Here is a 13242-nt window from a genome sequence, read left to right as displayed (position 1 = left end):
GTCAGCAGGAGTCGATCCGCCGACTCCCGCGCGGGGAGCCGATCGCCAGATGGGAGCGGGTCGACGCGGTCCTGCGCGCCCTGTGCGGGATCGGTGGTCAGGGCATCCGGACCGCGGCGCAGCAGGCGCTGCATCGGCCCGGGCCGCGTATGACCGGCCTGTTCGGCCATACGTCAGCGGTTCTTCCGTTCGACGCTCGACAGCAGCCCGCGCAGGTGAGCGCGGGCTGCGGCCCGGGGCTCAACCCGTCTGAACCTGCCCGCGATCCGGGCCATGACCTGGTCGAACGTCGCCCGCCAGCGGGCAGGGTCTACGCTATGGCCCGCGGCCACCGCACGATCTTCAGGAGTCCACACAACCCCCGATGATCACGCGTGGCCTTCCCTCCTGCGGGCTGGGCCTCAGCGTGGTTGCGGAGTCGTTCGCGTGTCAGGCGGTGAAACCGCCGTCGACATGGATCGAGGCTCCGGTGATGTACGAGCCGTCCGCACTTGCCAGGTGGGCGACGGTGGCCGCGATCTCGGCCGCTCCCGCATAGCGGCCCAGAGCCGTGAAGCCGGCGATCACTTCGGCGTTCGGCCCGTCAGCGGGGTTGGTATCCGTGTCGGTGGGGCCGGGATGCACCAGATTGGCGGTGACTCCACGCGGACCGAATTCCCGGGCCAGGCCCTTCGTCATCCCGACCAGAGCCGTCTTGCTCATCGAGTACAGCGCCAGCCCGGGGAAGACCGCGCGTTCGGCGACATTGCTGCCGATGCTGATGATGCGGCCGCCCTGGCCCATGTGACGCACTGCCGCCTGGGACGCTGCGAACGGCGCCCGGACGTTCACCGCCAGGGTGCGATCGATCTCTGCCGGTCCCAGGTCTTCGAGTGGGCCAACGAGGAAGACGCCGGCGTTATTGACCAGGATGTCGAGTCTGCCGAACATCGCGGCGGCCTCGTCCACCGCGGCGGTGAGTGCCTCAGGGACGGCGCTGTCGGCCTGGATGGCCAGTGCCCGGCGCCCTCTGGCCTTGATCTGCTCCACCACCTCGGTGGCGCGTTCCGTGCTGCTCTCATAGGTCAGGACGACGTCGGCGCCTTCTTCGGCCAGCCGTAACGCCACAGCGGCACCGATGCCCCGGCTGCCGCCCGTGATCAACGCCACGTTTCCTTCAAGTCGCTTCATGACGTTGAGCATTGCGGGCACCAGCGCCGGAAGCCGGCGGGAATCCGACCTGACGTTCGGCCTTCCGGAGGGCAACACCATCCTGATCACGAAAACCGGACTGGAGTACTAGCGCCGGCGGGTGCGGAAGCCGCCGGGGGTGTCGCCGGTCTCGCGGGTGAAGAACTTCCCGAAGTTGGCGGGTTCGGAGAATCCGAGCATCCGGCCGATCGCGGCGACTGGCAGATCGGTGTGAACGAGCAGGCGCTGCGCCTCCAGAGCAACGCGGGCGTCGATGAGTTCTTTGGCGGTGCGGCCGGTGGCGGCCTGGCAGGACCGGGTCAGGGTGCGTGGTGAGTAACCGAGTTGGGTGGCGTACCTCTGTACGGAGCGGGTGGCGGCGAAGGAGCGCTCCAGCTCGTACCGGAAGGCACGGAAGACCTCGCCGCCAGCCCTCGCCGAGGCGGCATGGTCCGGATGGGGCAGCCGAGCCAGACGCAGCAGCACCGCTCCGAGGAGCTGGCGCAGCAGTGGGACGGTGAGGTCGGCGTCCGTGTCCTCCCGGCGGTCCTCAAGGGTGTGGTACTCGGCCGCGATCTCGGACAGGGCCCGGTCGAGGACCTGATGGTTGCCCGGGGAGAGCGTCCAGCCGGGCGGGCCGAAGCCGTCGAGGAGGGACGCGAGCTGAGGCAGGCGCGGTGGGAAGGCGGCGGTGAACAGCACCAGCACGGCATCCAGTTCCGCCAGGCGGCCCTCCGCATCGGCCGGGAACCGCTGGACCTGACCGGGCCGCAGATGCAGCAGTCTGCCCGGTGCGCAGGGCTGGGGGGCGAAATCGACCGTCATGGTTGCCTCGCCGCCTCGCACGAGGAGCAGTTGATGGAAGTCCGGTCGGCTCGCGGTGCGGGCGACGGCCCTTTTCAGGCGGCGGCGCAGGACGTCGAACGTCAGCACCTCGATGCCCAGCCGCGGGCGGTCGGGATTGAGGTAGGCGATGTCGATGACGTCGCGTTGTCCAACTTCGACCATGACAGGTCCCGACTCTACCTCGTCGCGAGAGGCCCTTGGCGGGGATCGTGGAGGCGTCGCCGCGTACCAGGGCCTGCGCCGCTGAGCCCGCGGCGCGCTCGTACATCCCTGCCCCGTTGCGCACACACCAGAGAAGGACCCACCACTGTGAAGACTGCGATCACCGATCCCGCACTCCTGCCCGGCGCGTTCCAGGATGCCCTGAACGGCGGTGACGTCGAGGGCGTGCTGGCCCTGTTCACCCCTGGAGCCACCATGCGCACGCCGGCCGGCGAGGTCATTACCGGTCACGAGGCGCTGCGCCGGGAGATCAGCGGGACCGTCGCCGCCCGTGGACGGCTCACCAACATCCCCCGGCACACCCTGGTCGGCGCCGAGGCCGCGCTGCTGGTCACCGACTGGACCCTCGAAGTCACCGCTCCCAACGGCGAGCGTGTCGCCCCGACCGGCACCACCGCCAACGTCGCGTGCCGAGGCGTCGACGGCTGCTGGCGGTTCGCCGTGCTCAATCCGCTCGGCACGGCCTGAGCGACCGCCTGAGCGCGGAATGTGCCGGCCTCCGCCGGCCCGACGGTGGTCCGTCCCGCAGGGTTCCGCGGCACCGCCGGGGCTCCCAGGCACCGCAAATAGCCCCATCAATAATGGCCCATCCTGCTGACAGCCTGGTCGTGCCAAGGTCCCGTCTCTGGGAAAACCTGCCCCGAGGCGGAAGCCGACACCGGTCGTCGGTCGGGGGCGGGCATGGAGGCTGTACATGACGGGAGCGTAGGTCCCCCAACAGGGTCCTGACGCACGCGACGGTGTTCCGCGGCCGGCCGTCCTCGATCCTCGACGGGATGCGGTACGGCAGGCTGCGCAGCTTCATCCCGCACGCGTGTTGGCGGAGGTTCCCCGTGTGCTGGCCGATCTCAAGCGCGAGGGCGGCGCATCCGATCTCGCGGCGGCGGAGCGGCTGTGGTGGCAGCAGTACGTGCCGCTGCTGCACGTCGTCTGCGTGAACGGGCTGCCGATGACGGCGTCCGCCGACGAGCTCGCTCAGGAGGACATCAGCGACATCGGCCGTATCGCAGACGTACGCAGAGGGGCGAAGAGCAGGCGTGCGAGACGACGAGTTGCGGAGGCCCCGGCCGCCGTCTACCGGGCGCTCCCGGCGCTGTCAACCATCCCGGACGGGGATCAGAGCCACCCGCGGCGAACTGCCTGCGCGCCCGCCTGGAACCGGCTCGTCGCCCCGAGGCGGACGGTCAGGTCGGTGATCCGGCGGCGCAGGGTGCGTTCGCTGAGGCCGAGTTGGCGGGCTATGGTCTCGTCCTTCAGTCCGGCGTGGAGCAAGTGGAGCAGAGCACGCTCCGCCTCGCTGAGGTCGGGATGGTCGTCCGTCTCCCGGGCCGCGCTGCCGAAGACGGGCGTGGCCTGCTGCCAACTCGCCTCGAAGAGGTCGACCAGGGCGTCGCACAGCGGTGACCGGTGGACCAGGGCGGCCGTACTGCGCAGGCCGTCGACGCCGGCGGTGAGCGGAACGATGGCATCGCGGCGGTCGAAGACCAGCATTTTCAGGGGCACATGGGGCAGCACCCGGGCCTGCTCCCCGCGGAGCACGAGGTGCTGGAGCAGTTCCGCGCGTTCGGGGATGGCCAGCACCTGGCTCGAGTAGACCGCCCGTGCCCGCACGCCACGGGCCAGCAGCTCCTCCTCGGACTGCAACGCACTCGCGTCAGCCGTGAGGTAGGGCGGGGTGTCGAAGCACAGCACCTCGTGCTCGGCGCCCGCCATCAGCGCGGTCAACCAGTCGGTGATCGCGGTCGGCCCCTCGATGATCTCGACCAGCCCACTCGGATCGGAGTTGAGCTTGCGTTCGTTGAACTCGGCGCCGTAGGCGTCCAGCGCGGCCTCCGCGCGCTCCAGCTCCAGACGGCGGGCGCGGATCAGAGCGGCCAGGCCGATGCGCGGATCCAGCGGGGCGTAGCGGGTGGGTCGTCCCGCCGAGGGGACCGCGAGGCCCGCCGCGACCAGGTCGTCGAGCATGCGGCGGGCCTGTGCCGTGCCGCAGGACTGATGCCTGGCCATTTCGGTCGCGGTCAGTGGCGGCGAAGCCAGCAGATGGCGGTAGGTGCGCTCGGTCGCATCGTCCAGACCCAGGGACTCCAGCACAGGTTCGCCTCCTCATGTATGTCCCGGCCGAGGCGGCGCATGGCCGCTACCGGCTGCTGACCGGTATCGGCCAGCCGTTCGTCTCCCGGTGAGCCGGGCTCGCTGGAACAGTACCGGCATCCCCCGCAGGGCGGTTCACCAGTGCTTCTTCGACACAACCGCCCTGCTCCCACACGAGAGGCGCGTGGTCACTTGAGAATGCGTGGAAAGGGCATACGCTCCGGCATGGTCGCCACCGTGCTGGGGCTCGCCGCCGGCCTGCTGGTCACACCGTCGGCTCAGGCGGTCCCTCAGCAGGGCGCGAAGAGCGTCCGGCTGACCGCCGCCGCGATCGAGAGGCTCAGCAGGCGGTACGAACCCCGGATCGACGGCACGCCCGGGCAGGTCGCCGCCCAGGAGGGGCCCGCGGCTGCCGCCCCGGTGCTGCCGGGCACGAAGCCGAGCGTGCCGGCCGGCCCGGGCGAGCACACGGACACCTCGTCCTCGTCCGTCGCCCCGGGTTTCCAGCGGACCGGTCGGTGGGAGACCGCCCGTGGCTTCGCCGAGAGCCTGGCGCTCGGCGGCACCAAGGACTGGGTGGGCGTCTTCAGCGGCGGGACCGTCGCCCGGTACGACGCCCAGGGCAGGCAGGTGTGGAGCCGCGGAGCCACCTCCTTGTACAAGGACTGGCAGGTGACCCCCGACAACTGGTTCCAGCCCTACCCGTATCTGCCGAGCCTCTATGCCGGCTACAACCCGTACCAGATGTCGGCCACCGGCAAGCAGCCGTACGTGACGGGCGACTTCGACGGCGACGGTGTCCAGGACGTCGCCGTCGCCTACGCGGTGGGCGACTGGCCGTTCCGGCCGTTCTCCTCACCCGGTTCGAAGGTGGACTACGGCACCTTCGTCACCGTCCTGGACGGCCGTAGCGGGAAGACGGCGTGGAGCAAGCTGGTTCCCGGCTACGTCGGCACCATGCTGTTCCAGGACGGAAAGCTGATCGTCGCCAACACGGTCGGCCCGGACTGGGGCGGCGATCCGGTACCCGAACAGGGCGACAGCCGCAGCAATCTGACCGCCTACAGCTTCGGCCACGCCGGTGACGGCAAGCTCACCGGGACCGCCGACTGGACCTACTCGACGCACGCGCCCTGGGCGTACTGGGGCGATCTGACGACGATGGGAAGCGGCCGGATCGCCGCGTCGTGGTCCGACACCCCGATGGACCTGGGAAGCCCGCGCCCGGCGGACGGCAACGTGCTGGTGCTCGAGACCTCCGACGGCAGCGTCATGGCGCACACCAAGACTCCCGGCTACCCGCGCATGCTGGTGAAGGATCCGGGCGCGGACCGTGTTCTGGTGGTCGAGCAGAACGACCCGTTCGACAAGGTGCGCTGGGACCTGACCGCGATCGATGCGCACAGCGGTGAGCGTGCGGTGCTCGCCTCTCGTGAGGGCACCGTGCCGGAGGCCTTCCACGTCCTGCCGAACGCCAGAGACGGCCGGCCCCGGTTCGCTGTCGCGGAGCTCGGCATCGACGCCGACATGTCCGACGGCCAGAGCACCATCTCCGGCTGGGACGCTCAGGGCCACATCCTCTGGTCGTACACCACGGCATCCACGATCGGCGGACCGAACGCCCCGACCATGGAGCTGGCCTCCGACGCGAAGGGCAGCGAGGTGTTCGCCTCGCTGTCCGACCCGACGACCGCCACCGCCGCCACCCCCGCGGGTCCCGAGCACACCCAGCTCATCGGACTGAACGCCGCGAGCGGTCGACTCGACTGGCGAAAGGACGGCGCCGTCTCCGGCGACACGCTCACCCGGTACCAGGGCGGACTCCTCACCGTCGGCTATGACGACACCGCCTACACGGTCAACCCCCACAGCGGTGCGTCGCACGCCATTCCCCTGGCCGGCGACCCGTACACGGCCGTCGCCACGGACGTGAACCGGGACGGGAGCAAGGACCTGGTCGTCGCCGGCCAGAGCCGTGGTGTCTTCGCCGTCGACGGCAGAACCCTGAAGAAGGCGGCGCCGACCGTTCTGTGGCGGGCCACCGTCGACAGCTCGGTGCACGCCCTGCGCCTCCTGCCGAACCCCGGCAAGGACGCGACCGGCGACTCCGTGGTGGCCGCGACCGACCACGGCTTCGCCCTACTGGACACGCACAGCGGTGAGGTACGCGCGAACGTGCACACCGGCGGCTACGCCGCTTCGCTCACGGTCGTGGGCGACGGCCGCGGCGGATCCGAGATCGTCGTCCCGGGCAGCAGCCTGACCGCATACAGCGAGCAGGGCAAGATGCTGTGGACGTACCGGCCGAAGGGGACGGCGGGCAAGAGCCTGGTCTTCTCCAGCGTCACCACGGACGGCGCCGGACACCTGTTCTTCGAGTACGGCGGCACACACCACGGCATCGGCCTGCCCACGCAGGCCACCGACCCGGCGCCGACGGCGGTCAGCCTGGACGCCGCCACCGGCATCCCGAACTGGACCGAGACCCCGACCGGTTCTGATGCCGTCGCGATCGTGCCGACCAACCCCGCCCTGGCCGACCCGAACATCCCGGGCGCCAACGGGCACGGTGTCGCCTTCGCCTACACCGGCGATTTCAGGAACTACCGCCACCTGGTCCAGATCCTCGATGCGCGCTCCGGCGCGGTGATCAAGAACTACGACAGCCCCGGAACGTCGCAGGGCTTCGTCGCGTCCAAGAAGACCGGCCTGGTCGAGATGCGCGAGTTCAACGACTTCGTGTACCCGGCGAACGGCGGTGAGCCCTACGACGTACCCACCTTCCTCGGCTTCCACTCCGCAGTGTTCGCCAGATCCGTCGGCGGAACCGAGGCGTTCGTCGGTGCCTACCAGAAACTGTGGTCCTACGACACTCCCTTCGCGGACAACGACGGCTTCCTCCGCGAGAGCGCGACGGACTTCGCCCTGGGGGCGAGCCAGGTGAAAACAGCGGCGCTGGGCGACGGCCCCGGTGACGACCTGATCGGTCTCGCGCTCGACTGGCGGGCTCTGAACATCGCGGCGCAGTCGATCGGTGACGCCGTCAACGACATCGACTACTTCCCGCACGGCCTGACCACCTACAAGCTCTCCGAGGACGAGCCCACTCGGATTCCGACTCCTCCGAACGGCGACACGTCGGCCGCGGCCCCGCAGACCGCCGCCAAGGCGGGTCAGTTCAACGGCGACCGGATGCGCAGCGCGAGCCCGCTGAAGGACCTCGGCATGCCGATCGGCACGGCCTCGGTCCCCATCGAGATCCAGTCGAAGGCTCCGGCAGCCAAGAGGCTGAGCGCGGGCCAGGACAACGTCCAGGAGGTCGCCCCCGGCTACACCCCGCAGCAGATCCAGGCACGCCTGGGCCTCAAGGGTGACGGCACGGGCCAGACGATCGCGATCGTCGACGCGTACCACTACCCGACGGCGAAGGCGGACCTGAACCACTTCGCCGCGCACTTCAACCTGCCGCAGACCTGCGATACGGCCGGCACGGGCGAGGACTGCTTCGACTTCCAGCAGGTCTACGCGGACGGTACCCAGCCGGACGTGGACACCGGCTGGAACGAGGAGGCGGCGCTGGACATCGAGTGGGCGCACTCGGCGGCCCCGCACGCCAAGATCGTCCTGGTCGAGGCCAAGGATCCGACCATGGCAGCGCTGTCCCGGGCCCAAGACGTGGCCGCGGCGCTGCACCCGGCCGCGGTCAGCAACAGCTGGGGCGCCGGCGAGTTCTCCGAGGAGGCCTTCTACGACGGCCACTGCAAGCTGGCCGACGCGGTCTGCGTCCAGTCCACCGGAGACTTCGGCTACCCCGGCAGCTACTCCGCCACCAACCCCTACGCCCTGGCCATCGGCGGCACCAACCTCCGACTGGACGCCGACGGCAACACCATCGACGAGACGGCGTGGAGGTCCACCGGCGGCGGCCTGAGCTACTTCGAGCCTCGCCCGGCCTACCAGGACGGCGTGCAGCCCTCGCCACTCAGGGCCACACCGGACGTCAGCTTCGTGGCCGACCCCGCCACCGGCGTGCCGGTCTACCTGACGATGACGTACGGCGGCGCCTCCCACTCCATGTGGTTCAAGGTGGGCGGCACCAGCCTGTCCGCCCCGATCTGGGGTGCGATCATCGCCTCGGCCGACCAGCTCCGGGCCGCCGCCGGCAAGCCGCACCTGGCTTCCGACGGTCCGGACGGTGACACGGCGCACACCGATGTCTACGCGCTCGGCAGCAGCTACCTGCGAGACATCACCGCCGGCTCCAACGGCCGATGCGGCGCGGAGTGCACAGCCGGCCCCGGCTACGACACCGTCACCGGCCTCGGCTCCCCCACCGCGGGCGTCGACGGGGCCCTGGCAGCCATGAAGTAGCCATCCGGTGTGAGCACGCAGGGTCCCGGCGTCCTTCTGGACGCCGGGACCTTGAGCTGTCTGTCGTCGAGGCTCTCAGCCGAGGTCGTGCAGAGGGCGCTGGGTGACCTTACGAGCGGCTGTTCGATTGCCGGTGCTTTTCTGATCTTGGGCACCTTCGCCGGCTTCATGGGGTGGAAAGCTGGCCAGGAATACCAGGCGTTGGCGTACCTCCGCGACCACGGCCGCAGGACCGACGCGACCGTGGTCGAGATCACCGGCCGGTCGGAGGAAGGCTGGGCGACCGCCCGTATCACAGTCGCACATCGTCTTCTCTGTGCGCTGAGCTCTAGGCGATCCACGCGGTGGTGAGCGCCTGGACGGCCGAGCCGTCACCGTCCGTGAGTTTCACGGCGGTGAACGCGCGTGCGGCCTCGGAGGTCTGGACCCGGAAGGCGGGCTTCTGGGCCTCCAGCAGTTCGACGATGCTTGCTGCCGCGCCCTGTGGCGTCTGCGCGGTGGCGAAGGCGTCACGGGTACGGGCCAGGTAGGCCCTCAGCGCGGGCGCGTACGGACCGGCCTGCTCCGGCGCTGTGTCGCGGCCGCCCACGTTGCTGACGAACTCACTGGCCACGGCGCCCGGCTCGACCACGCTGACGGCCACGTCGGCCGTCGCCGCTACCGGGGCGAGGGACTCCATAAAGCCCTCGACGGCGAACTTGGCCGCACAATACGCCTCGTTGAACGGCTGGCCGATCACGCCGCCCACACTGGTCACGGTCACCACGCGGCCCTTGCTCACCCGCAGCAGGGGCAGCGCCGCCTTGGTGACGTTCAGGACGCCGAAGAAGTTGACCTCCATCACGGCGCGTACCTCCTCGATGCTCTCCTGCTCCAGCGTGCCGAGGTGGCCCGCGCCGGCGTTGTTGACCAGCGCCTCGAGCCGGTCGAGACCGGCCAAGCAGGCTGCGACCGAGGCCGGGTCGGTCACATCCAGCGCGCGGACCTCGACGGCCACCCCGGCCTCCTGCGCCGCCGCGCGCAGTGCGCCCGCCTTGGCGGTGTCGCGCATGGTGGCGACGACACGCCAGCCGCGGCGTGCGGCGGCGACGGCCGTGGCCAGGCCGATACCGGAGGACGTGCCGGTGATCAGAACCGTCTTCTCGCTGGTCATCAAGGGTTCTCCTCATCAAGAGCAACTGGCGCCACCCAGTAACCGGGGAACTCCCCGGTTCGTCGCAACGGTAACTGGGGAATTCCCCGGTTGTCCAGTTAGACTGAATCACCCGACGAAGGGAGCAGCCTTGACCACCCGACCGAGCCCGTTGCGCGCCGATGCCCGCCGCAACCGGGAGCGCATCCTCGAAGCGGCCGTACGCGCCTTCTCCGAGAAGGGAGCGGACGTCCCGATCGACACGATCGCCAAGGCTGCGGGCGTCGGCTCGGCCACGCTCTACCGCCACTTCCCCACCCGCGAGGCGCTCATCGAGGCGGCCTACCGCAACGAGCTCGCCCGCGTCTGCGACAGCGCCGCCGAACTGCTGGCCGACAACCCGCCGGACAGGGCCATGCGCCTGTGGATGGACCGGTTCATCGACTACCTGGCCACCAAGCAGGGCATGGCAGACGCCCTGCGGGCCGCGGTCGCCTCAGGCGCGGACCCCTTCGCCCAAACCCTGGACAGGCTCAGCACCGCGGTCGGCACCTTGCTGCACGCCGGCGCCGACGCCGGGCTCCTGCGCTCCGACATCGAGCCCATCGACGTAGGCCTCAGCCTCTCCGGCGTCGCACTGATCACCAGCGCCCCCGCCCAACGCGGACGGGCCGGCCGCCTCCTCGACCTGCTCCTCGACGGGCTCCGCCACAGCGCTACGTCGTAGCGTGTGGCCCCAGGTCTCGACCAGTCGGCCTCGCTCATCGGCGGCCCGCCCGGGGTGATCCCGGACGCCTCCGCCGGCGCCAGGTCCTTCTCGGCCGATCAGCAGGTGGTCGCAGGCCGAACCCGGCACCCACGGTTCGCCGATCGGCAGGCCGCGGTCCAGGTGCAGCCGATGCCCACCGCAGTGGCAGCGGGCCGTCGCCGACGACGAGCAGGGAGACGTCGCGGTGCTCCGGCGGAAGGAACCGGAGGGCGTCCGGTGGATCATCCAGGGGCGCAGGCGACGCCCAGCAGGCCGGCCACGGTGGTGAGGGCCGTCCCCAGCGGGAGCGTGACCCGGGTGAGGGCGTGGCGGTCGCCCCGCGTCGGATCCCGGTTGACGATCAGCACCGGCTTCCCGGCCTGGGCGGCCTGACGGACGAACCGGAGCCCGGACATCACCGTCAGCGAGGAGCCCAGGACCAGCAGCGAGGCCGCTTCACGGACCAGCGTGCGGCAGTGCTCGACCCGCTGCGGCGGAACGGCTTCGCCGAAGAACACCACATCCGGTTTGAGGATGCCGCCGCAGACCGTGCAGGGCACCACGTGGAAGTCCCCGACCTGTTCGTCGGTGAGGTCGGCGTCACCGTCCGGGTTGATTCCCGCGGTCACCGGTTCGAAGCCCGGATTGGCCTCTTCCAGCCGCCGGGCGAGTTGGCGGCGCGGGCTGAAGGCGCCGCAGGAAAGGCAGACGACCCGGTCCAGACGTCCATGGAGGTCCACGACACCCTCACTGCCGGCTGCCTGGTGCAGGCCGTCCACGTTCTGGGTGATCAGACCCGAGAGGAGGCCGTGCCGCCCGAACGCGGCCACGGCCCGGTGCCCGGCGTTGGGGCGGGCCCGGCCGAAGGCGCGCCAGCCGAGGTGGCTGCGCGCCCAGTACCTGCGCCGGGCCTGGGCGCTCGCGGTGAAGTCCTGGTACGTCATGGGGGTGTGCCGGCTCAGACTCCCGCCCTCGCCCCGGTAGTCGGGGATGCCGGACTCCGTGGAGATGCCCGCCCCGCTGAGTACCAGCACACCACCGGTGGCCAGTGCATCGGCGACCGGCTCGAGATCCGTGGTGCCCGGTGGCGAATCCTCGGTGGGAGTCCAGCTCAGAGTGGGGCGCGTGCGCATGTCGCCAGGGTACGGAACAGGCCGCGCATCCGGTCGCGCGCACCGACCGGCAGGATGCGGGAACAGGCGTCCGTGCCCCGTACCTTGATCGTGCGCCACCGCACTCCGGGCGCCGGGCAACCAAGAGGATCGTGGCACTCGTCGCGGCTGACGTGCGCCGCCGGAACCTCCCGCTCGCCGCGCACCGTCAACCATCGGCAGCGGCGGCTGACCGGTGTCGACGGGGCTGGGCCGCGAGGCGGTGCCGGGCGGCGAGGTCGGCTGGTTTCGCCCCGGATCGGCGGGTACCCCCGACTCCATGGGATCTTTGGGTTCGCCACTGTTGCTGGCGTTGTTCATAACCAGTGCTGCTGTCATCTGGATTGCGGGTATCAAGCTGTCGGACACCACCGACGTGCTCGCCGAACGGCTGCACCTCGGCAGCGCGCTGGGCGGTCTCGTCCTGCTGGCGATCGCGACGAACCTCCCCGAGATCGCGATCACCGCGAGTGCGTCGATGGCCGGCCAGCTCGATGTCGCGGTCGGCAACATCCTCGGCGGTATCGCCATCCAGACCATCGTGCTGGCGGTCCTGGACGCGGCCGGAGTCCGCCCGCGCGCCCCGCTGACCCGCCTGGCGGCCAGCTTGCAACTGGTCCTGGAGGGCGCCCTGGTGGTGGTCGTCCTCGCCGTTGTGGTGATGGGCACCCAGCTCTCCCCGAACCTGCACGCCGCCCGCCTGGCCCCCGCTTCGACGGCGATCGCTCTCGTGTGGGTGATCGGCCTGGTCCTGCTCAGCCGGGCCGGCCGGGGTCTGCCGTGGCGGGAGGGCGGCGACGCCCCGGACAGCCAGCCCGAACCGCGCGGCCACTCCAAAGGCAAGAAGGAGAGGGCCGCCAGCGACAAGGGCGTGAGCACCGCACGCGCCGGGCTGGTGTTCGGTGTTTCCGCACTGGCCACACTCGTGGCCGGTGTCGTGATCGAACGCAGCGGTGAGGAGTTCTTCGCCCGGCAGGGCCTGAGCGGTGTGCTGTTCGGCGCGACCGTGCTGGCCGCGGCGACCTCCCTGCCGGAGGTCAGCACCGGCCTGACCTCCACGAAGCTGGGCGACTACCAGCTCGCCGTCAGCGACATCTTCGGCGGCAACGCCTTCCTGCCGGTGCTGTTCCTGCTCGCCACCGTCCTCTCCGGCAAACCGGTCCTTCCGGCCGCGCACGACACCGACATCTACCTCACCGCGCTCGGAATCATCCTCACGGTGGTCTACATGGCGGGGCTGGTCTTCCGTCCGCGCCGCCAGTACGCCCGCATGGGCGTCGACAGCATCGCCGCGGTGGTCGTCTATCTCATCGGCATCGCCGGACTGGCCACCATCGCCACCTGACCGAGAAGCGGCCTGCAGTGTGCGTCCGGCGGGGCGCCGGCATCGGGCGCCGGCGATCACCGTGTGACGACGGAAACCGCCCGGCAGCCGGTGGCCGTCGGCCCGGTGGGGCGATACCAAGGCAGTCGGGCAGGCATGTCCGGCGCACCGTTCCAGACGGTGAGAA

General features: G+C 70.5%; 10 protein-coding genes. 5 read left to right on the top strand and 5 right to left on the bottom strand.

What is annotated here, in order from left to right:
* Positions 1-429: 429 nt before the first annotated feature.
* Together AC5WS8_RS34765 and AC5WS8_RS34760 are read right to left on the bottom strand one after the other, a co-directional pair.
* Positions 430-1170 (bottom strand): SDR family NAD(P)-dependent oxidoreductase, encoded by a 741-nt coding sequence (locus AC5WS8_RS34765; RefSeq protein WP_496107535.1) that lies wholly within the window; start codon positions 1168-1170, stop codon positions 430-432.
* 108 nt (positions 1171-1278) lie between these two features.
* The gene (locus AC5WS8_RS34760; protein WP_496107510.1) at positions 1279-2178 is read right to left on the bottom strand and encodes a helix-turn-helix domain-containing protein; all 900 of its coding nucleotides are present in this window, start codon (positions 2176-2178) and stop codon (positions 1279-1281) included.
* 147 nt (positions 2179-2325) lie between these two features.
* On the opposite strand from AC5WS8_RS34760, the gene AC5WS8_RS34755 reads away from it, so the two are divergent.
* Positions 2326-2706 (top strand): YybH family protein, encoded by a 381-nt coding sequence (locus AC5WS8_RS34755; RefSeq protein WP_496107509.1) that lies wholly within the window; start codon positions 2326-2328, stop codon positions 2704-2706.
* Between the two features lie 648 nt (positions 2707-3354).
* Here the strand turns inward: AC5WS8_RS34755 and AC5WS8_RS34750 are convergent.
* Positions 3355-4329 carry a TrmB family transcriptional regulator gene (locus AC5WS8_RS34750; RefSeq protein WP_496107508.1) on the bottom strand — a complete coding sequence of 325 codons (975 nt, stop codon included), beginning with the start codon at positions 4327-4329 and terminating at the stop codon, positions 3355-3357.
* Between the two features lie 225 nt (positions 4330-4554).
* Between AC5WS8_RS34750 and AC5WS8_RS34745 the strand changes: the two genes are divergently transcribed.
* Complete coding sequence (locus tag AC5WS8_RS34745; protein WP_496107507.1) at positions 4555-8700, top strand: S53 family peptidase; 4146 nt, start codon at positions 4555-4557, stop codon at positions 8698-8700.
* 9 nt (positions 8701-8709) lie between these two features.
* On the top strand, positions 8710-9051 hold the full coding sequence (locus AC5WS8_RS34740; protein WP_496107506.1) for a hypothetical protein: 342 nt from the start codon (positions 8710-8712) through the stop codon (positions 9049-9051).
* Here the strand turns inward: AC5WS8_RS34740 and AC5WS8_RS34735 are convergent.
* Positions 9029-9853 carry an SDR family NAD(P)-dependent oxidoreductase gene (locus AC5WS8_RS34735; protein WP_496107505.1) on the bottom strand — a complete coding sequence of 275 codons (825 nt, stop codon included), beginning with the start codon at positions 9851-9853 and terminating at the stop codon, positions 9029-9031. The two genes, AC5WS8_RS34740 and AC5WS8_RS34735, sit on opposite strands and share 23 nt — an antisense overlap.
* Before the next feature lie 130 nt (positions 9854-9983).
* Here AC5WS8_RS34735 and AC5WS8_RS34730 point away from each other — a divergent pair, with 130 nt between their 5' ends.
* The gene (locus AC5WS8_RS34730; RefSeq protein WP_496107504.1) at positions 9984-10559 is read left to right on the top strand and encodes a TetR/AcrR family transcriptional regulator; all 576 of its coding nucleotides are present in this window, start codon (positions 9984-9986) and stop codon (positions 10557-10559) included.
* Between the two features lie 263 nt (positions 10560-10822).
* Here the strand turns inward: AC5WS8_RS34730 and AC5WS8_RS34725 are convergent, their stop codons facing one another.
* A complete protein-coding gene (locus tag AC5WS8_RS34725) occupies positions 10823-11713 on the bottom strand; it encodes an NAD-dependent protein deacetylase (RefSeq protein ID WP_496107503.1) in 891 nt (296 codons plus the stop codon).
* Between the two features lie 298 nt (positions 11714-12011).
* Here AC5WS8_RS34725 and AC5WS8_RS34720 point away from each other — a divergent pair, with 298 nt between their 5' ends.
* Positions 12012-13076, top strand: coding sequence for a sodium:calcium antiporter (locus AC5WS8_RS34720; protein ID WP_496107502.1), 1065 nt, complete (start codon positions 12012-12014; stop codon positions 13074-13076).
* Positions 13077-13242: the final 166 nt, after the last annotated feature.

The sequence above is a fragment of the Streptomyces sp. PTL18 genome (genome assembly GCF_059510295.1).
The sequence above is the reverse complement of the archived record's forward strand: the minus strand, read 5'-3'. Positions and strand labels throughout refer to the sequence as shown.